At 76.2% G+C, this 21626-nt stretch carries 3 protein-coding genes; all 3 read left to right on the forward strand.

Annotation, left to right across the window (positions count from 1 at the left end):
* Positions 1-159: 159 nt before the first annotated feature.
* The 3 genes from SGLAU_RS30800 (at position 160) to SGLAU_RS30810 (ending at position 21625) form a co-directional block, all read left to right on the forward strand.
* Positions 160-1284 (forward strand): cytochrome P450, encoded by a 1125-nt coding sequence (locus SGLAU_RS30800; protein WP_244315286.1) that lies wholly within the window; start codon positions 160-162, stop codon positions 1282-1284.
* 85 nt (positions 1285-1369) lie between these two features.
* Positions 1370-2731, forward strand: coding sequence for a serine hydrolase domain-containing protein (locus tag SGLAU_RS30805; RefSeq protein ID WP_043505853.1), 1362 nt, complete (start codon positions 1370-1372; stop codon positions 2729-2731).
* Positions 2732-2959: 228 nt separating this feature from the next.
* Complete coding sequence (locus SGLAU_RS30810) at positions 2960-21625, forward strand: non-ribosomal peptide synthetase (protein ID WP_043505854.1); 18666 nt, start codon at positions 2960-2962, stop codon at positions 21623-21625.
* The last annotated feature ends 1 nt before the right edge of the window (position 21626 follow it).

Raw genomic sequence — 21626 nt, forward strand, 5'->3', positions numbered from 1 at the left:
GCTGCCCGCGGCGCACCACGGCACACCGTCGTCGGCCCACCGCCGGGCCCGCGCGTTCTCAGCCAAGGAGAAACGGTGACAAGCACACAACTGACCGGGGCCGAATCGCCACTTGACGTGTTACCCGAGCGGTGGCGGGCCTTACGCGACGCGGGCCCCGTGACGTACGACGAGGAGCGGCGGCAGTGGCACGTCGTGGACCACCAGGGCGTCTCGGCGGTCCTGTCCGACCCGGCGACGTACTCCTCCGACATGACGCCGATCGCCCCCACCCAGGAGGACTTCGAGGCCTTCCGGCAGGGCAACTTCGTGGGCATGGACCCGCCGGAGCACCGCAAGCTCCGCACCCTGGTGAGCCAGGCCTTCACGCCGAGAGTGGTGCACGGGCTCGCCCCGCGCATCGAGGCCGTGTGCGCGCGGCTGCTCGACGGCGTCGCCGACCGCGACCGGTTCGACCTGGTCGACACCCTCGCCTACCCGCTGCCGATCATCGTGATCGCCGAACTCCTGGGTGTGCCCGCCGAGGACCACCGGCTGTTCCAGGAGTGGGCCGCCACCCTCTTCGGCGGCGACCAGCTCGGCGACAGCCTCGACATGGCCGACCTGGAACGCGCGCTGGAGGCCATCGCGCCGACCGTGCGCGAGATGAACGGCTACGTGCTGGACCACATCCGGCACCGCCGCGCCCACCCCGGTGACGACCTCACCAGCAGACTCCTCACCGCCGAGGTCGACGGAACGCGGCTGAGGGACGAGGAGATCGTCGGATTCGTCGCCCTGCTGCTGGTCGCCGGGCACATCACCACCACCGCGCTGCTCGGCAACGCCATGGTCACCTTCGACCGGCACCCCGGCACGCTCACCGCGCTGCGGGAGGACCCGGGCCGGGTGCCGGACGCCGTCGAGGAGGTCCTGCGCTGGCTGCCGCCCTTCCCCGAACTGGGGCGGCGCACCACCCGGCCGGTGGTGCTCGGCGGCCACGACATCCCGGCCGACACGCTGCTGATGGTGCACCTGGGGGCCGCCAACCGCGACCCCTCCCGCTTCACCTCCCCGGACGTCTTCGACGCGGCCCGCGATCCCAATCCCCACCTGACCTTCGGTCACGGGATCCACTTCTGTTTCGGCGCTCCCTTGGCCCGGCTGGAAGCCCGCATCGCGCTCCAGATGATGATGGAACGTTTTCCTTCCCTCGCGGTGCCTTCCTACGACGACGTCACGTACCAGAACCCGGCCGTCATCGTCGGCGTACGTCACCTGCCGGTCGCCGTCACCAGGCCGTGACGCGCGTCGACGCGCACACCCCGCGCCGCTCGCCCGCGGGCCAGCCGCGTCCCCCGCACCCGCTCTCACCAGGAGTCACCTCCCCATGCCGTACCCGACCGCCGCTCCGGCCACCGACAGGCCGTCGATACCGTCGATACCCTCGCACCAGGAGTTGCGCAGCCGCCTCGACTCCCTCGCCCGCGTCCACCGTGTGCCCGGCGCCCAGCTGGCCGTCCACACCGGCACGCACGTCCTCAGCGTGCACACCGGCACGGCCGACGCCCTGACGAACGCCCCGTTCACCGCGGAGACGGCCGTCCCCTTGGGCTCCGTCACCAAGACCGCCACGGCCGCCGCCGTCCTGCTCCTCGCCGACGACGGAGACCTCGACCTGGACGAACCCGTCGTCGAACTGCTGCCCGACTTGAGGGAGATACCCGAGGTGACGGTGCGTCACCTGCTGAGCCACACCGCCGGCCTGCCCACCGGACCCGACTCCGACAGCGCCGCCGGCACCACCGTCTCCCGCTACCTCTCGGCGGTCTGCACCGCGCGCAACACCCTGTTCCCGCCGGGCACCGGCTTCTCGTACTCCAACGCCGGCTACGTCGCGGCGGGCCGCATCCTGTCCGAAGTGACGGGCATGACCTGGCAGGAAGCGGTGGCGGCGCTCGTCCTGGAACCCCTGGGCATCGTCCCCGCGTTCCTCGGTGACGCCGCTCCCGCGCGGCCGGTCGCCAGCGGCCACGCCTTCAACACGGCCACGGGCTTGGTCCGCCCGGCCCACCAGAACCTCGCCCCGGTGGAGGCGCCGGCCGGAGCCCTGCTGGCGAGCGCCGAGGACCTGGTCGCCCTGGGCAGGGCCGTGATCGGCGGGTCCGCCGTGCTGCCGGCCGCGCTCGCCGGCCGGATGCGCCGCCCCGAACCGGCCGCCGACCCCGGTGCCCTGGCGGACTCCTGGGGCCTCGGCCTCGCCCTCTTCCGGCAGGACGGCCGGGTGTGGTGCGGCCACGACGGGAACGCCCAGGGCACCTCCTGCCACCTGCGGGCCGACCCGGACAGCGGCGTGGTCGTCGCCTTCACCGGGAACGCGGGCGCCGCCACCGCCCTGTGGCGTGACATCACGGCGGAACTCGCCCGGCTCACCGGCATCCGCGTGCCCACCGCCCCGGCCGCCGGCACCTCCCGCGGAGCCGCCGTGGCGCTCCCGGAGTGCGCCGGAACCTACCGCAACGGGGGCACCGAGTACGCGGTCAAGCTCGACGGGGACGGCAATCCCACCCTGTCCGTCGACGGCGACTACCCCATCCCGCTGGTGTGCTACCCGGACCTGTCCTGCGATCTGGTCGACCCGGCCACCGGCCGGGTCGAACCGGGCGGCCGTTTCCACCGCGACCCCGCCACCGGGGCCATCGACCGCCTGCAGATCTCCGGCCGCACCGCGCGCCGCACCGGCACGGACTGACCGAGCGCCGCACCGGCACCGACGAAGAGCGGACCGGACCGGCACCGTCCGACCGCACCGCACCGGCACCGACCGGGCCGCGCGCGGCACCGGCACGGCCGGCCGCGCCCCGCCCCCCGCACCCGCCCCGTACGCAAGGACCCCGCACCGCTCCGGTGTGCCCGCGGGCCGCCCCGAAGCGGCGCGCCGGGTCCGCGCGCCCGCTCCCGCCCGAAGGACTGCACCCCGATGACGGACCTGCACGCCCAGCGCCCCGCCACGCCCGCCTCCCCACCGGCCGGCCCCGTCCCGCCGGCCCGCGCGCGCCACGTCACCCGTCACCTCCCGCTCGGTGAGCTGTTCACCGGGTGGGTGAAGCGCGACCCGGACGCCCCCGCGGTCACCGACGGCCGGAGCACCTGGTCGTACGGGGAACTGGCCCGGCGGGCCGGCCGGCTCGCGGCACACCTCGCCGCGAGCGGCGCCGGTCCGGAGCGGACGGTGGCACTGGTCCTGCCGCGCTCGATGGAACTGATCGCCGCCGAGCTGGCCGTGGCCCTGACCGGTGCGGCCTTCCTCCCCGTGGACCCCGACTACCCGGCCGAACGACGGGCGCTGATGCTCGCCGACGCCGCGCCCGCCGTCGTCCTGGACGACCCCGGCCGGGTCCGCGCGCTGCTCGACGGCGAAGGTCCCGCGGCGCAGCCGGCTCCGGGCCGGGCGCTCCCCGACCACGCGGCGTACGTCATCTTCACGTCCGGCTCCACCGGCACCCCCAAGGGTGTCACCGTCACCCACCGCGGCATCGCCGGCTTCGCCGCGGCGGCCGCCGAACGCTACGCCGTCGGCCCGGGCGACCGGGTGCTGCAGTTCTCCTCGCCCAGCTTCGACGCCTCCGTACTGGAGCTGTGCGTCTCCGTGCTGTCCGGCGCCCTGCTGGTCGTCCCGCCGCACGGGCCCTGGCTGGGCGAGGAACTCGCCGCCGTCCTGGACGAGCACCGCATCACCCACGCCCTCATACCCCCGGCCGCCCTCGCCACCCTGCCCGACCCCGCGGACCTCGGCGGCCTGCCGTCGCTGCGCACCCTGATCGTCGGGGCCGAGGCGTGCCCGGCCACGCTCGTCGACCGGTGGGCACCCGGCCGCCGCATGATCAACTCCTACGGGCCGACCGAGGCGACCATCGTCGCCACCTGGACCGGACCGCTGACCGCCGGCACCGGCACCCCCGCCATCGGCGGTCCGCTGCCGGGCACCGAGGCCCTCGTCCTGGACGCGGCGCTGCGCCCGGTGCCGCCCGGCACCGAGGGGGAGCTGTACGTGGGCGGCGACGGACTGGCCCGCGGCTACCTCGGCCGCCCCGGTCTGACCGCCACCCGGTTCGTCGCCCACCCCTCCGGGCCGCCCGGCGCCCGCCTCTACCGCACCGGCGACCGGGTGCGCCGGCGCGCCGACGGCGAGCTGGAGTTCCTCGGCCGGGCCGACCGGCAGGTCAAGGTCCGGGGCTTCCGCATCGAGCCCGGTGAGATCGAGGCCGCCCTGGTCCGGCACCCGGAAGTCCGCGAGGCCGTCGTCGTGGTCCGCGACGAGGAACCCGCCCGCGGCCGGCTCATCGGCTACGTCACCCCCGCCGATCCCGCGCGCAGACCCGAGCCCGCCCGGCTGCGCGCCGCCCTCGCCGCCGCCCTGCCGGCCCACATGGTGCCCTCCGCCGTCGTCGTCCTGGACGCGCTGCCGCTCACCCCCCAGCACAAGATCGATCTGCGGGCGCTGCCCGCACCCGGCGGCGCCCCGGCCGAGCAGTACGTCGCGCCGCGCACCGACGGCGAACGGACCCTGGCCGCGATCTGGGCCGACGTCCTCGGCGTCGACACCGTCGGCGTCACCGACGACTTCTTCGACCTGGGCGGTGACTCGATCCTCGCCGCCCGCACCCTGACCCGCGTCCGGGAGACGTTCGGCGTCCGGCTCTCCCTGCGCGACGTGTTCACCGCGCGGACCGTCGCCGCGCTCGCCCCGCTGACCGCCGAGCCGTCCGCCGCCGCCCCGTCGGAGCCGATCCCCCCCGCCCCGCGCTCGGAACCCGTACCGCTCTCCGCCGCCCAGCGGCGCCTGTGGTTCCTCGACGACCTCGCCGACGGCGGCACCGAGTACAACACCGGAGTGGCGCTGCGGCTGCGCGGCCCGCTCGACACGCCGGCCCTGGAACGCGCCCTGCACCGGCTCGCCGCCCGCCACGACTCCCTGCGCACCACCTTCGCCACCGTCGACGGGCAGGCCGTCCAGCTCGTCGCCGCCGAGCCGGACCTGCCGCTGCGCACCGCCGACGTCGGACACCTGCCCGCCGACCGGCGGGACGAGGCCGTGGAGAACCTGCTGGCCGAGGAACTGCGCAGGCCCCACGACCTGACGACCGGCCCCCTCACCCGGGCGCTGCTCGTCCGCCGGGCCACCGGGGACCACGTGCTGCTGCTGGCCCAGCACCACATCGTCACCGACGGCTGGTCGGTCGGCGTGCTGACCCGGGACCTGGCGGCGTTCTACCGCGCGGAAGCCGCCGGCGAACCCGACGGCCTGCCCCGGCCGGGAGTGCAGTACCCGGACTTCGCGCTGTGGGAGCGCGAGCGGCACACCGCCGACGCCGACGACCTCGCCTACTGGAGACGCCACCTCGCCGGCCTCCAGCAGCTCGAACTGCCCACCGACCGGCCCCGCCCCGCGGTGCGCACCACCGCGGGCGCGGCCCACCGCCAGGACATCCCGCATCACCTGGTGGACCGGCTGCGGCAGTTGGCCGCGGGCCGCGGCACCACCGTCTTCACGGTGTTCGCCGCGGCGGCGGCCGTGCTCTTCGCCCGCTACTCCGGGCAGCGGGACGTGGCGTTCGGCACCGTCACCAACGGGCGGGACCGCCGCGAACTGGAGGACGTGACGGGCTTCTTCGCCAACACCGTCGTGCTGCGCGGCGAGGTCGACGACTCCGCCACGGTCGACCGGTTCGTGCAGACCATGCGCGCGACCGTGCTGGACGCCTTCGCCCACGACGGCGTGCCCTTCGACCGGGTGGTCGAGGAACTCGCCCCGCCCAGGGACCCCAGCCGCACTCCGCTGGTACAGGTGCTGGTCGTACAGCAGGCGGCGCCCGCCCGGCCGCCGGTGGCCGCCGGGGTGCGCATCGAGGAACACCCGCTGCCCCGCCCGGCCGCCCGCTTCGACCTCGTGCTGGAGTTCGCGCCGCGTACCGACGGCGGCTGCGAGCTGACGGTCGAGTACAACACCGACCTGTTCGAGCCGGCGACCGTGGCCCGGATGAGCCGGCAGCTGTACCACCTGCTCGAAGGCATGGCGGACGGCCCGCACCGGACACTCGCCGAACTGCCGCTGCTGTCCGACGACGAGCGGCGCACGCTCCTCGACTCCTGGAACCCGCCCGTGCCGGCCGGCGACGGGGCCGACGCCGCCACCCTCCCCGCGCTGTTCGAGGCTCAGGTGGCGCTGACCCCCGACCGCACCGCCGTGACCTGCGGCGAGACGCGGCTGGACTACGCCGGGCTGAACCGGCGTGCCAACCGTCTCGCCCGGCTGCTGGCGTCGCGCGGGGCGGGCCCGGAGTCCCTGGTGGCGCTGTGCCTGCCGCGCACCGCCGACCTGCTGCCCGTGCTGTGGGCCGTACTGAAGTCGGGCGCGGGCTACCTGCCCGTGGACCCCGGCTACCCGGCCGAGCGCATCCGCTTCATGCTCGCCGACGCGGCCCCCGCCCTCGTCCTCGCCACCCGTGAGACGGCGCGCGCGCTCCCCGAGGACTGCGAGCCGCTGCTCCTGGAGGACATCGCACCCTTCACTGCCGGTGCCGCCACCACGGACCTGACCGACGCCGACGTCACGGACCTGACCGACGCCGACGCCGACGCCGACGCCACGGACCTGACCGACGCCGACCGGACGGGTCCGCTGCACCCGTCCCACCCCGCCTACGTCATCTACACCTCCGGCTCCACCGGCCGGCCCAAGGGCGTGGTCGTCAGCCACCGCAGCGTGGCCGCGCTGGCCGCCTGGGCCAGGGACACGTTCGGCTCGCGCGGGTTCTCCCACGTCGTGGCCTCCACGTCGCTCAACTTCGACGTGTCCGTCTTCGAGCTGCTGTGCCCCCTGCTGGCCGGCGGCAGCGTCGAAGTGGTCGCCGACCTCACCGCCCTCGCCGACCTCCCCGCCCGCGCCGACGGCACCGGGCCGCACCGGGCCGGACTGCTCAGCGGCGTGCCGTCCGCGCTGTCCCGGGTGCTCGCCGGCGACGGCGCCGTCGAGGCGGACACCGTCGTCCTGGCCGGCGAGGCCCTGCCGGCCCGGACCGTCCGGGCCATCAAGGACACCATGCCCGCGGCCGAGGTGGCGAACATCTACGGCCCCACCGAGGCCACCGTCTACGCCACCGCCTGGTTCGCCGACGGCGCCGTCCCCGACCAGGCCCCGCCCATCGGCCGGCCCGTCGCCCGCACCCGCGCCTACGTGCTGGACCGCCTGCTGCGCCCCCAGCCGCCGGGTGTCACGGGCGAGTTGTACCTGGGCGGCGGCGGACTGGCCCGCGGTTACCTGCGCCGCCCCGGCCTGACCGCCGCCCGCTTCGTCGCCGACCCGTTCGGCGCCCCCGGTGACCGCATGTACCGCACGGGCGACCTGGTGCGCTGGAGCGCCGACGGCCAGCTCGAATACCTCGGCCGCGTCGACCAGCAGGTCAAGGTGCGCGGCTTCCGCATCGAACTCGGCGAGGTGGAGGAGGCCCTGCGCGGCTGCGCGGGCGTCGCCGAGGCCGCCGCCACCGTCCGCGACGCCGACGGGCACCGCCGCCTGGCCGGATACGTCGTCCCCGCCCCCGGCGCCCGGGTGGAGCCCGAGGCCGTACGCCGCGAACTCGGGCGCACCCTGCCCGACTACATGGTGCCCTCCGCCGTCCTGGTGCTGCCCGCCCTCCCGCTCAACCCCAACGGCAAACTGGACCGCGGCCGGCTCCCCGACCCGGCGCCGGCCGAACCCGCCGCACGCCACGTCGCGCCCCGCACCCCCACCGAACGGACCCTGGCCGCCATCTGGGCGGACGTCCTGCACGTGGAGCGGGTCGGAGCGGACGACAACTTCTTCGCGCTGGGCGGCGACTCCATCCTCAGCATCCAGGTCGTGGCCCAGGCCCGGCAGGCGGGCCTCACCATCACCTCGCGGGACGTCTACCGGCACCAGACGGTCGCCGCCCTGGCCCGCCGCGCCGACGAGACGGGCGGCAACCGGGCCGCCGCCGCGCCCGCCCCCGTGGAGGCGACCGGCACCGCCCCGCTCACCCCCATCCAGCACTGGCTCTTCGACAGCGCCGCCGAGCGGGCCGGACACTTCGCCCAGACGCTCTCGGTCGAACTGCCCGCCGACGTCGACGCCGGTGCGCTCCAAGCCGCCCTCGACGACGTGGTCGCCCACCACGACGCGCTGCGCTCCCGCTTCCTCGCCGGTGACACGGGCGTACGGTGGCTGATCGACGGCCCGGCCGTCCGCTGCCGCCTCACCCACCACACCGGCCCGGACACCGACACCCCGCACCTCGGCCCGTACGACCTGGGCGACGGGCCGCTGCTGCGGGCCGTGCTGCACGACCGGGGACCCGGACGGCCGCCCGTCCTGCACCTGTCCGTCCACCACCTCGTCGTGGACGGAGTCTCCTGGCGCCTGCTCCTCGACGACCTCGAACGCGCCTACCGCGCCCGCCGCGAGGGCCGGGACGGGGCGGCCGCGCTGCCCCGCAAGTCCTCCCCGCTGCGGCAGTGGGCCGAGCGCCTGGCCGCGCACACCGCCGCCGGCGGTTTCGACGAGGAGAAGGCGTACTGGATCCGGGAGACCGAAGGCGCCCGGGCGGCTCTGCCCGCGGACCGGGAGGGCACCGGCACCTACGCCTCCCAGCGGTCGGTGACGGTGCGGCTGAGCGCCCGGGACAGCGAAGCGCTGCTGCGGACCCTGCCGGAGACGTACCGCACCCAGGCCAACGACGTCCTGCTCGCCGCCCTCGGCCGGGTGCTGTGCGGGTGGAGCGGGCACGACCGGGTCCTGGTCGACGTCGAGGGCCACGGCCGTGAGGACCTCTTCGCCGACGTCGACACCAGCCGCACCGTCGGCTGGTTCACCACCCGCCACCCCGTCGCCCTGGCCGTCCCGCCGGAGGCGTCCTGGGACGCCGTGCTCAAGCAGGTCAAGGAACAGCTGCGCGCGGTGCCCCGGCACGGCATCGGCCACGGCGCGCTGACCCTGCCGGGCCGCGACGGCGCCCCCCTCCCGGCGACCAGCGCGCAGATCAGCTTCAACTACCTGGGCCGGTTCGGCCTGTCCGGGACCTCCGAGGGCCTGTACCGCGGGCTGGTCCGCCCGCTGGAGCTGGACGCCGACCCGTCGGCGGCGCGCCCGCACGCCCTGGAGGTCGTGGGCCGGCTGGACGGCGACAGCCTGGAGTTCACCTGGTTCTACTCCGACCGGGTGCACCGGCCGGAGACCGTCACCGGCCTCGCGGAACGCTACGCCGACGCGCTGGCCGCTCTCGCCCGGTACGCGGCCCGCCCCGGTGCCGCCGGACGCACCCCCTCGGACTTCCCGCTGGCCCGGCTCGACCAGGCGCACGTCGACCGCATCGCGGGGGAGGACCCCGCCGGTGTGGAGGACGTCCACCCCCTCACGCCCACCCAGGCCGGCATGCTCTTCCACCGGCTCTCCCAGGACGACCGCGGCGTGTACTTCCAGCAGCTGACGTTCGTCCTCGACGGCGTGCCCGACCCGCGGGCGCTGGCGGACGCCTGGCAGCAGGTCACGGACCGCACCCCGGTGCTGCGCTCGCGGGTGGTGTGGCAGGACGTGCCCGAGCCGCTGCTCGTGGTGCAGCGCCGGGCCGCCGTGCCGGTGGAGCTGCCCGACTGGCGCGGCCTGACCGCCGCCGAACGGGACGAGCGGCTGCGCGACCTGCTCGACCGCGACCGCGCCCGAGGCGTGGACCTGACCCGCGCGCCGCTCCAGCGCCTGGTGCTGGCCCGGGTCTCCGACCGCGCGGTGCGCGTCGTGTGGTCCTTCGACCACCTGATCCTGGACGGGTGGAGCCTGTTCCAGGTCCTCTCCGACGTCTTCGCCCGCCACGCGGCACTGTCCGGCGCGGCGCAGGTGCCGCTGCCCGACCGCCGCCCCTTCCGCGACTACGTCGCCTGGCTGCGCGAGCGCGCGGACGGCGCCGAGGCCGAACGGCACTGGCGGAACCGCCTGCACGGACTGAGCGAGACCACCGCGCTCCCCTTCGACCGCGAGCCGCGCGAGAGCCACCGCGCGGAGTCGACGCGGGCGGTGCGCGTCACCCTGTCCCAGGCCGCCACCAAGGCCCTCGCGGAGCTGGCCAGGACGGCGGGCCTCACCCTGAACACCCTGGTGCAGGGCGCCTGGGCGGTGCTGCTGGGCCGTCAGGCGGGCCGCGACGAGGTCGTCTTCGGCACCACCGTCTCCGGACGGCCGCCGGAGCTGCCCGGGGCCGACGCCATCACCGGCCTGTTCATCGCCACCCTGCCCACCCGTGTGAGGGTGCCGCGCGACGAGCCGCTGCTCACCTGGCTGGCCCGGCTCCAGCAGGAGCAGAGCGAGGACCGCCGCCACGACCACGTGCCGCTGCACCGCATGACGGCGTACACCGACCTGCCCGAGCGGGCCGCCCTCTTCGACAGCATCGTCGTGTTCGAGAACTACCCGGTCGACGACGACCTCGCCGCCGCGCACGGCCTGCGGCTGACCGGCCTGGACGGCATCGAGACCACCAACTACCCGCTCAGCCTGGTCGCCTACCCCGGCCCGGAACTCGCGCTGCGCCTCGGCTACGACCCGGACCTGTTCGACGCCGCCACGATCGAGCGGATGGCCGAGTACCTCACCGTCCTGCTGGAAGGCTTCGCCGCCACCCCGCGGCGCGCCCCCGCGCGCCTGCCCCTGCTGACGGCCGCCCGCCGTGAGCAGGTGCTCCACACCTGGAACGACACCGCCACCGGCGCCCCCGCGGCGACCACCGCGGACCTCTTCGCCGCGCAGGCGGAGCGCACCCCCGACGCCGTCGCGCTGCTGGCCGGCGCCGAGCGGCTGACCTACCGCGAACTCGACGCCCGCGCGGCGGCACTGGCCGGCCGGCTGGCCGCGCTCGGGGTGCGCCCGGAGGCCGCCGTCGGCGTGCTGATGGACCGCTCGGCCACCCTCGTGGTCGCCCAGCTCGCCCTCGCCCGCCTCGGCGGCGTGTACGTCCCGCTCGACGGCCGGGCCCCCCGGGAACGGCTGCGCACGATGCTCGCGGAGGCCGGCGCCGACCTGCTGCTCACGGACGCCGAGTGGCACGGCACGGCCGCGGGCCTCCTCCCCGAAGGGCGCGTCCTGCGCCCGGACGAGGACACCGGCGCCACCACCGCGGACGCCACCACCGTGCCGCGCGTGCACCCCGACAACGTGCAGTACCTCATGTTCACCTCCGGCTCCACCGGCACCCCCAAGGGCGTCGCCGTGCGGCAGCGGGACGTCGCCGCGCTCGCCCTCGACCGCGCCTTCGCCGGCCACGACCGCGTCCTCGTGCACTCCCCGCACGCCTTCGACGCCTCCACCTACGAGCTGTGGGTGCCGCTGCTGCGCGGCGGTACCGCCGTCCTCGCCCCGCCCGGTGACCTGGACGCCGCCGCCGTCCGCCGTGCGATCACCGAGCAGGGCGTGAGCTGCCTGTTCCTGACGGTGGGCCTGTTCCGGCTGCTCGCCCAGGAGGACCCCGCCTGCCTGCGCGGCGCCCGGGAGGTGTGGACGGGCGGCGAGGCCGTGCCCGGTGCCGCCGTACGGCGCGTGCTGGACGCCTGCCCCGGCCTCACCGTCGTCGACGTGTACGGTCCGACCGAGACCACCACGTTCGCCACCCGGCAGGCCTTCCGCGCCGGAGACGCGCTGCCCGCGGCGCTGCCCATCGGCCGCCCCCTGGACGACACCCGCGTCTACGTCCTGGACGGCGCGCTCCAGCCGCAGCCGCCCGGCGTGCCGGGAGAGCTGTACCTCGCGGGCGCCGGTCTGGCCCGCGGCTACACCGGACGCCCCGGCGCCACCGCGGCCCGCTACCTGGCCGACCCCTACGGGCCGCCCGGCGGGCGGATGTACCGTACCGGCGACATCGTGCGCTGGAGCGCGGACGGCGCGCTGCACTTCGTGGGACGCGCCGACGACCAGATCAAGATCCGCGGCTTCCGCGTCGAACCCGCCGAGATCGAGGCCCGGCTCACCGCCCACCCGGCGATCGCCGAGGCGGTGGTGTCGGTGTCCCGGCACGAGGGACGCAAACGCCTGGTCGCGCACCTGGTGCCGGCTCCCGGGGCAGCCGTGCCGCAGGCGGCCGAGCTGCGCGCCCACGTCGCGGCCGAACTGCCCGACTACATGGTCCCGGCCGCGTTCGTCACCCTCGCCGAACTGCCGCTGACCGCGAACGGCAAGGTCGACCGGCGCCGGCTGCCCGAACCCGAGTGGTCGGCGGCGTCCGACACCGCCCACCGCCCGCCGCGCACCGAGGCCGAGCGGGTCCTCGCCGGCATCTGGGCCGAGCTGCTCGGCGTGGAACGCGTCGGCCTCGACGACCACTTCTTCATGCTGGGCGGCGACTCGATCGTCAGCATCCAGGTCGTCTCCCGGGCCCGCACGGCCGGGCTCGCGCTGACACCGCGGGACCTGTTCCGCCATCCCACGCTCGCCGCGCTGGCCGCCGCCGCGACCGGCGCGGACGCCACCGTCGCGGGCACCGGCCCGGTGTCCGGGGAGGTCGCGCTCACCCCGATCCAGCACTGGTTCCTCGACGCCGAGCCGCCGCGCCCGGAGTACTTCAACCAGTCGGTGGTCGTCGAGACGGGCGAGGACGTCGACCCCGGCGCGCTGCACACCGCCCTGGCCGCGCTGTGGGCCCACCACGACGCCCTGCGCGCCCGCTTCACCCGCGCCGCGGACGGCACCTGGCGCCAGGAGTACGCCGACGCGGACACCGGGGTGCCGGAGCTGCTGCGCGTGCACGACCTGACCGGCCGGGACGCCGGCGCCGCGGAACAGGCCGAGGCCCGCCTCACCCACGAGGCGCACACCGGCTTCCGCCTGGACACCGGGCCGCTGCTCGCCGCCCGCCTCTTCACCGGCGGCGGCCGCCCCCCGCGCCTGCTGCTGACGGCCCATCACCTCATCGTCGACGGCGTCTCCTGGCGCGTCCTGCTGGAGGACCTGGAGACCGCCTACCGGCAGGCCCGCACCGGCGAGCCGGTCCGGCTGCCGCAGCGCACCACGTCCGTGCGGGAATGGGTGCGGCGGCTCACCGCACGCGCCGGCGAGGACCTCGCCGCGCAGCGCGCCCACTGGGCGGAGGTCTCCCGCCACTGCGCCGAACCGCTGCCGGCGGACCTCGACGGCGGGAACACCGTCGCCGACCTGCGCGCCGTGACCGTACGCCTCGACCGGCGGCGCACCGGGGAACTCCTGCGCAAGGTCCCCGGCGTGTACCGCACCCGCGTCGACGACGTCCTGCTGACCGCCCTCGGCCGCGTGCTGGCGGACTGGACGGGCCGCCGCACCGTCGCCGTGGGACTGGAGGGGCACGGCCGCGAGGACCGGCTCTTCGACGACCTCGACCTGTCCCGCACGGTCGGCTGGTTCACCAGCCTCTTCCCCGTCGCCCTCGACCTGCCCGAAGGGGACTGGGGCGCCGCGCTGAAGGCCGTGAAGGAACAGCTGCGGGCCGTCCCCGACCGGGGCATCGGCTACGGCGCCCTGCGCCACCTCGCGGGCGACGAACGGCTCGCCGCCGCCCCGCTGCCCGGCATCAGCTTCAACTACCTGGGCCGGTTCGACTGGTCCGCCGCCGACGCCGCGCTGGTCCGGGCCGTTCCCGGCGGCCTGGACGGCGCGGAGGACCCCGGGGCGCCGCGACCCCACCTGCTGGACGTGGTGGCCCGCGTCGAGGACGACGAGCTGGAGGTCACCTGGCACTACAGCGGCGGCCGCCACCGCGCGGAGACCGTCGCCGCCCTCGCCGAGGGCATGCTGCGCTCCCTGGAGGAGATCGTCGCGCACTGCGCCGACCCGCGGGCCGGCGGCCGCACGCCCTCGGACTTCCCGCTGGCCCGGCTCGACCAGACCGCCGTGGACCGGGTCGTGGGCGACGGCCGCGGCGTCGAGGACGTGTACCCGCTCACGCCCATGCAGGCGGGCATGCTGTTCCACAGCCTCATGGACCCGCAGGGCCGCACCTACGTCAACCAGGTGCAGGTCGTCCTGCACGGCGTCACCGACCCGCACGCGCTCGCCGAGGCGTGGCAGCGCACGGCCGACGCCAACCCGATCCTGCGCACCCGCCTGGTGTGGCAGGAGACCGCCGAACCCCTCCAGGTGGTGCAGCGGCGGGCCGTCGTACCGGTCACCCACCACGACTGGACCGGCCGGCCGCCCGAGTGGTGCGCGCGCGAGACGGAAGCCCTCCTCGACGCCGACCGCGAGGCCGGCATCGACCTCGGCGCGGCCCCGCTCATGCGGCTCGCGCTGATCCGGCTGGCACCGGACCGGGTGCGCATGGTGTGGACGTTCCACCACGTGCTGCTCGACGGCTGGAGCGCGGCCCAGGTGTTCGACGAGGTGTGCGAGCGGTACGCGGCCCTGACCGCCGGCCGCCGCCCGCAGGTTCCCGACCGGGCCCCCTTCGCCCGGTACCTGGAGTGGCTGGCCGGCCAGGACACCGCGCGGGCGGAACGCCACTGGCGCGACACCCTCGCCGGATTCGCCGTCCCCACCGAACTGCCCCGCGACCGGCGCCCCGCCGACGCCCACCGGGCGTCCTCGTCGGGCACGGTGCGGGTCGCCCTCGGAAAGGAGGTGTCGGCGCGGCTGAGGGACACCGCCCAGCGGGCCGGGCTGACCGTCAACACGGTGCTCCAGGGCGCCTGGGGGCTGCTGCTGCACCACTACGGCGGCGGTGACGACATCGTCTTCGGCACGACCGTGTCCGGCCGCCCGGCCGACCTGCCCGGCGTGACCTCCATGGTCGGCCTGTTCATCAACACCCTGCCCACCCGGCTGCGCATCGACCGGCAGCGCCCGCTGCTGGAGTGGCTGAGCGAGCTGCAGGCCGCCCAGTCGGAGTCCCGGCGCCACGACTTCGTGTCCCTCGCCCAGCTGCAGTCGTGGAGCGAGGTGCCCGGCGGCACCAGTCTCTTCGACAGCATCGTCGTCTTCGAGAACTACCCGTTCGACGCGGGCGCCCTGGCCCGGCACGGGCTCGCCGTCGAGCAGGAACGCGACGTCGAGCCGACCAGCTACCCGCTCAGCGTGGTCGTCGCCCCCGGTGACGACGTCACCGTGACCCTCGACTACGACCCGTCCGCCTTCGACGCGGCCACCGTCGAAGGGATCGGCGCGAGCCTGCGCACGCTCCTGACCCGGTTCGCCGCCGACGACGGCGAGACCGCCGGCCGCCGCTTGGCCGACCTCACCCCGCTCGAACCGGCCGACGGGCGCCGCCTGCTGGACCGCCTCGCCGGGCCGGGGGCGCTGCTCCCGCGGCGCACCCTCCCGGACGCCTTCGCGGCCCAGGCCGCCCGCACCCCCGACGCACCGGCCGTCAGCGCGGGCGCCGACCTGCTCACGTACCGCCGGCTCGACGAGCGCGCCAACCGGCTCGCCCGCCTGCTGATCGAGGCCGGAGCCGGGCCGGAGCGGTTCGTCGCCCTGGCGCTGCCCCGCACCGCCGACCTGATCGTGGCGCTGCTGGCCGTGCTCAAGAGCGGCGCCGCCTATCTGCCCGTCGACCCCGGCCACCCGGCGGAGCGCATCGCGTTCCTCTTCGAGGACGTACGCCCCGACGCGGTGATCACCTGCGCGAAGACCTCCGCGCGGCTCCCGGACGGCCCGTACACGCGGATCGCCCTGGACGACCCGGACTGCGCCGCCCGGCTGGCCGCCGCGTCCGCCGCGCCCGTCGGCGACGGCGAGCGGCGCGGCAGGCTGCTGCCGGACCACCCCGCCTACGTCATCCACACCTCCGGCTCCACCGGCCGGCCCAAGGGCGTCGTCGTCTCCCACGCCTCGGTGGTGGCACTGACCGACTGGGCCGCCACCGAGTTCACCGGCCGCGGGCTCGCCCACGTCGTGGCCTCCACCTCGCTCAACTTCGACGTGTCGGTGTTCGAGATCTTCTCGCCGCTGCTGGCCGGCGGCCGGGTGGAGGTCGTCCGCGACCTGCTGGCCCTCGCCGAGCGGCCCGAGCCGTGGCGGGCGGGGCTGCTCAGCGCCGTGCCCTCCGCCCTCGGCCGGCTGCTGGCCGAGGACACCGTGCGGGCCGGGGCCGACACCGTCGTCCTGGCCGGCGAGGCACTGCCCGCGCGCGCCGTCCAGCAGGTGCGCGCGGCGATCCCCGGCTGCCGGGTGATGAACATCTACGGCCCCACCGAGGCCACCGTCTACGCCACCGCCTTCACCTGCGACCCGGACGACCCGGACCGGGTCCCGCCCATCGGCCGGCCCGTCGGCGGCGCCCGCGCCTACGTCCTCGACGCCTCCCTGCGGCCCGTGCCCGTCGGGGCGCCCGGCGAGCTGTACCTCGCCGGCACCGGGGTGGCCCGCGGCTACCTGAACCGGCCCGGCCTGACCGCCGGCCGCTTCCTCGCCGACCCCTTCGGCCCGCCCGGCAGCCGCATGTACCGCACCGGGGACCTGGTCCGCTGGACCGCCGACGGCGACCTGCTGTACCTGGGCCGCACCGACGACCAGGTCAAGGTGCGCGGCTTCCGCATCGAACTCGGCGAGGTGGAGGCCGCGCTGGCCCGGCACCCGCAGGTCGCCGCGGCCGCCGCACGCGTCGTGGAACACGACGGCCACAAGCGCCTCGTCGGCTACGCCGTGCCGCGCGCCGGCGACACGCCGGCCCCCGCCGAGCTGCGGGAGTTCCTCGCCCGGACCCTGCCCGACCACCTGGTCCCGGCTGCCGTGGTGCCCCTGGAGCGGCTGCCGCTGGGCGCCACCGGCAAGCTGGACCGGCGAGCCCTGCCGGAACCGGAGTGGTCCGCGGCCGTCGGCACGCAGGACACCCGGCCGCCGCGCACCGCCACCGAGCGGACCCTCGCCGCGATCTGGTCGCAGGTCCTCGGCGTGCCCGAGGTGGGCGCGACGGACAACTACTTCGCGCTCGGCGGGGACTCCATCCTCGGCATCCAGATCGTCTCCGCGGCCCGCCGGGCCGGACTGACCCTGACACCGCGTCACCTGTTCCGTCACCAGACGGTCGCCGAACTCGCCGCCGCGGTCGACGCGTCACCCACCCCGGCCGGCCCGGCCACCGCCACGGCCGACCAGGGCCCCGTCGTCGGTGACGTCCCCCTCACCCCCGTACAGCACTGGATGTTCGACGCCCTGACCGGTGATCCGGCCCACTTCACCCAGGCGGTCTCCTTCGAGGTGGCCCCCGGCACCGACGAGACACTGCTGCGCGCGGCCCTCGCCGCCGTGCTGGAGCAGCACGACGCGCTGCGCATGCGCTACGAACCCCGGAACGACGGCCGGTGGCGGCAACTGGGCACCCCGCCCGGCGCCGACCCGCACCTGGAGGTGCACCACGCCCCCGAGGAGCCGGCCGCCGTGGCCGCCGGCCTGTGCGCCGGGTTCGACCTGACGCGCGGACCACTGCTGAAGGCCGCCCTGTGCCACCGGGACGACGGCCGGCCGCCCGTCCTGCTGCTGGCCGCCCACCACCTCGTCGTCGACGCGGTGTCCTGGCGGGTGATCCTCGAAGACCTCGACACCGCCCACCGGGCGCTCCGGGCCGGCCGCACCCCCGACCTGGGCGCGAAGACCACCTCGTTCCGCGACTGGGCCCGGCGCCTGGCCGCGCACACCGCAGACGGCGGCTTCGACGACGAGATCGCGCACTGGAGCGCCCTGCACCCGACCGCCCTGCCGGCCGACCTCCCCGGCTCCAACACCGCCGCCGACGAGGAGACCGTGACGGTGAGCCTCGGCGCCGAGGAGACCCGGCGCCTCCTCCAGGAGGTGCCCGACGCCTACCGCACCCGCGTCAACGACGTCCTGCTGTGCGCGCTCGGCCGGGTCCTCGCCCGCTGGATTGGACAGGACCGGGTGGTGCTCGCGCTGGAGGGCCACGGCCGTGAGGACCTCTTCGACGGCGTCGACCTCTCCCGCACCGTCGGCTGGTTCACCACCATGTTCCCCGTGGGCCTCGACGTGCCCCGCGACGCCGGCCTCGCCGCCGCGCTGAAGACCGTCAAGGAGAACCTGCGGGCCGTACCGCGCGGGGGAGTGGGCTACGGCGCGCTGCGGCACCTGCACCCCACGGCGGGGAGCGAGCTGCCCGCCCTGCCGCAGGTGGCCTTCAACTACCTCGGGCAGCAGGACTGGAACGCGGCCGGGGACGGTCTGCTGCGGGCGCCCCACGAGGGCCTGACCGGCGGCATGGACCGCTCGGCGGACCGCCCGCACCTCATCGACGTCCTCGGCCGCGTCACCGGCGGACGGCTCGAGTTCACCTGGTCGTACTCCCGGGGCGTGCACCGGCACGGCACCGTCGCCCGCCTCGCCGGGGAGACGGCGGAGGAACTGCGCCGCATCGTCCGGCACTGCGCCGAGCCCGGCGCGGGCGGCCGCACCCCGTCCGACTTCCCCCTGGCCGCCCTGGACCAGGGCGCCGTCGACCGGCTCGTCGGCGACGGGCGCGACGTGACGGACGTCTACCCGCTCACCCCCACCCAGACCGGCATGGTCGTGCACGGCATGGACGAGCCCGGCGGGGGCCTGTACGTCGAGCAGATCACCTTCGTCGCCGACGGCGTGCGCGACCCCGCGCTGCTGGCGGACGCCTGGCAGCACGTCGTGGACGCCACGCCCGTGCTGCGCACCGCCGTCGCCCTGGGCCACGGCCCGGCCCCGCTGCAGACCGTGCACCGCCGCGTCAGCCTGCCCGTCACCCGGCTCGACTGGAGCGGCCTCGACCCGGCGCGACGGGAGAGCGCACTGCGGCGGCTGCTCGACGAGGACCGCGCCCGCGGCATCGACCTCGCCCGCCCCCCGCTGCTGCGCGTCACCCTGATCCGGCTCGGCCCGGACGAGGTGCGCGTGGTGTGGACCTTCCACCACGTCCTGCTGGACGGCTGGAGCGTCTTCCACGTGCTGTCGGACGTCCTCCAGGCGCACGCCGCGCTCGCCGCCGGAACCGAGCCGCGGCTGCCTCGGCGGCGGCCCTTCGCGGACTACGCCGCCTGGCTGGCCGGCCGGGACACCGCCGCCGCCGAGGAGCACTGGAAGGCCGCCCTCGCCGGACACGCCGCGCCCACCCCGCTGCCGTACGACCGCAGGCCCGCCCCGGGCGCCGCCGCCCGGTCGGGCACCTGGCTGTCCCAGCGGCTCGACGCGGCCGGCACCGCCCGGCTGACCGACTTCGCCCGCCGCCACCGGCTCACCCTCAACACCCTGGTCCAGGGCGCCTGGGCGCTGCTGCTGGCGCGCTTCAGCGGCGAACGGGAGGTCTGCTTCGGCACCACCGTCTCCGGCCGCCCCGCCGACCTGCCGGGCGCGGACACCATCGCCGGCCTGTTCATCACCACCCTGCCCGCGCGGGTCACCGTGGACGAGACCGCACCGTGCACCGCCTGGCTGCGGGAGCTGCAGGCCGCCCGCGCGGAGGACCGGCGCTTCGACCACGTCCCGCTCACGGACCTCCACCAGTGGAGCGAACTGCCGCCCGGCACACCCCTGTTCGACAGCCTGCTGGTGTTCGAGAACTACCCGGTCGGCGACGCCACCGCCGGCGCCCACGGCGTCCGCGTACGTGACCTCGACGCCCGCGAGGCGACCAACTACCCGCTCACCGTGGTGATCTCGCCCGGCGACGAGCTGACCGTCGAACTCGGCTACGACCCGCGGTACTTCGACGAGACCACCGCCCGCGCCCTGGCCGGCCGGCTCACGCACGCCCTGGCCGCGCTCGCCGGCACGGAGGACCGGACCCCCCTGCACACGGTCGACGTCCTGCCCCCCGGCGAACGCCACCGGCTGCTGCACGGCCCGGCCCGCCCGCAGCTTCCGCCGCCGCCCCCGACGACGCTGCCCGCGCTGATCGAGGCCGCCGTCGACCGGTGGCCCGCCCGGCCCGCCCTCGACACGGGCGAGCGGCAGCTCACCTTCGCCGAGGCCGAGGCCCACGCCAACCGGCTGGCGCACCGGCTCATCGCCCGCGGCGCGGGCCCCGGCGACATCGTCGCGCTGGTCCTGCCGCGCTCGGCGGACATGGTCCTCGCCCAGCTCGCCGTGGCCAAGGCGGGCGCCGCGTTCCTCCCGGTGGACCCCGGCTACCCGGCCGAGCGGGTCGCGCTGATGCTGCGCGACGCCGACCCCGCCGTCACCCTCACCGCCGAGGAGGTCGCCGGCCTGCTCGCCGCACCGCCCGACGGCACGCCCGGCCACCGGCCCGCCGACCCCGACCGCGTCCGCCCGCTGCACCTCGACGACCCGGCGTACGTCATCTACACCTCCGGCTCCACCGGCACCCCGAAGGGCGTCGTCGTCACCCACCGGGGGCTGGCCTCGTTCGCCGCCGCCGAGGCCGCGCACTACCAGGTCCGCGCCGGGGACCGCGTGCTGGCCTTCGCCACGCCCAGTTTCGACGCCTCCGTGCTCGAACTGTGCATGTCCCTGCCGCACGGCGCGAGCCTCGTCGTACCGCCGCCCGGCCCGCTGCTCGGCGCCGAACTGGCCGGCGTCCTGCGCACCGCGCGCATCACGCACACCCTGCTCCCGCCCGCCGCGCTCGCCACCCTCCCGCCGGACACCCCCGGCACCCTGCCCGACCTGCGCACCCTGGTGGTCGGCGCGGACGCCTGCCGGGCCGAACTGGTCGCCCGGTGGGCTCCGCACCACCGCATGGTCAACTCCTACGGGCCCACCGAGGCCACCGTCGTCGCCACCTGGTCCGACCCGCTGGCACCGGACGGCGAGGCACCGCCCATCGGCCGCGCGCTGCCCGCCACCGCCGCCTACGTCCTCGACGCCCGCCTGCGCCCCGTCCCCGACGGCGTGCCCGGCGAACTGTGGCTCGCCGGCCCGGTCCTGGCCCGCGGCTACCTGGGCCGCCCCGGTCTGACGGCGACCCGCTTCACCGCCGACCCGTTCGGACCGCCCGGCACGCGCATGTACCGCACCGGCGACCTGGTCCGCCGCGACGCCCGCGGCGAACTGCACTACCTCGGCCGCACCGACCACCAGCTCAAGCTGCGCGGCCACCGCATCGAGGCCGGCGAGGTGGAGGCGACGCTGGTGCGCCACCCGGCGGTGCTGGACGCCGTGGTGAGCGTGCGGGAGGACGAGCCGGGGCTGCCGCGCCTGGTGGCCCACGTGCTCGTCGCCCCCGGCGCCGAACCGCCCTCCGGCGCGGAGCTGCGGGCCCTCGCCGCCCGCACCCTCCCCGGCGTGATGGTGCCCTCGGCGTTCGTGACCCTCGACCGCTTCCCGCTGACGGAGAACGGCAAGACCGACCGGGCCGCCCTGCCCGCCCCGGCCCCCGCGACGCGGGAGCCGGCCGCCCACCACGTACCGCCCCGCACCCCCACCGAGGAGGCCGTCGCCGCCCTGTGGGAGGAGGCACTGGAGACCACTGTGGGCGCCGAGGACGACTTCTTCGCCCTGGGCGGCGACTCCCTGCGCGCCCTGCTCATCGCCTCCCGCGCCAACGACACCTTCGGCGTGACCCTCACGCCCCGCGACGTCCTGGTCAACCGCACCGTCGCCGCCCTGGCGGACCTGGTGGAGGAACAGGTGCTGAGCGAACTCGAAGACGCCGCACGCGGCGACAGCGACCACGAAGAACGGTGAG

Source organism: Streptomyces glaucescens, from assembly GCF_000761215.1.
Classification (GTDB): domain Bacteria; phylum Actinomycetota; class Actinomycetes; order Streptomycetales; family Streptomycetaceae; genus Streptomyces; species Streptomyces glaucescens_B.

Bases quoted from the DNA above. Each gene is read 5' to 3' on its own strand.
- SGLAU_RS30805 (WP_043505853.1), top strand. From the start codon at position 1,370: ATGCCGTACCCGACCGCCGCTCCGGCCACCGACAGGCCGTCGATACCG.
- SGLAU_RS30810 (WP_043505854.1), top strand. From the start codon at position 2,960: ATGACGGACCTGCACGCCCAGCGCCCCGCCACGCCCGCCTCCCCACCG.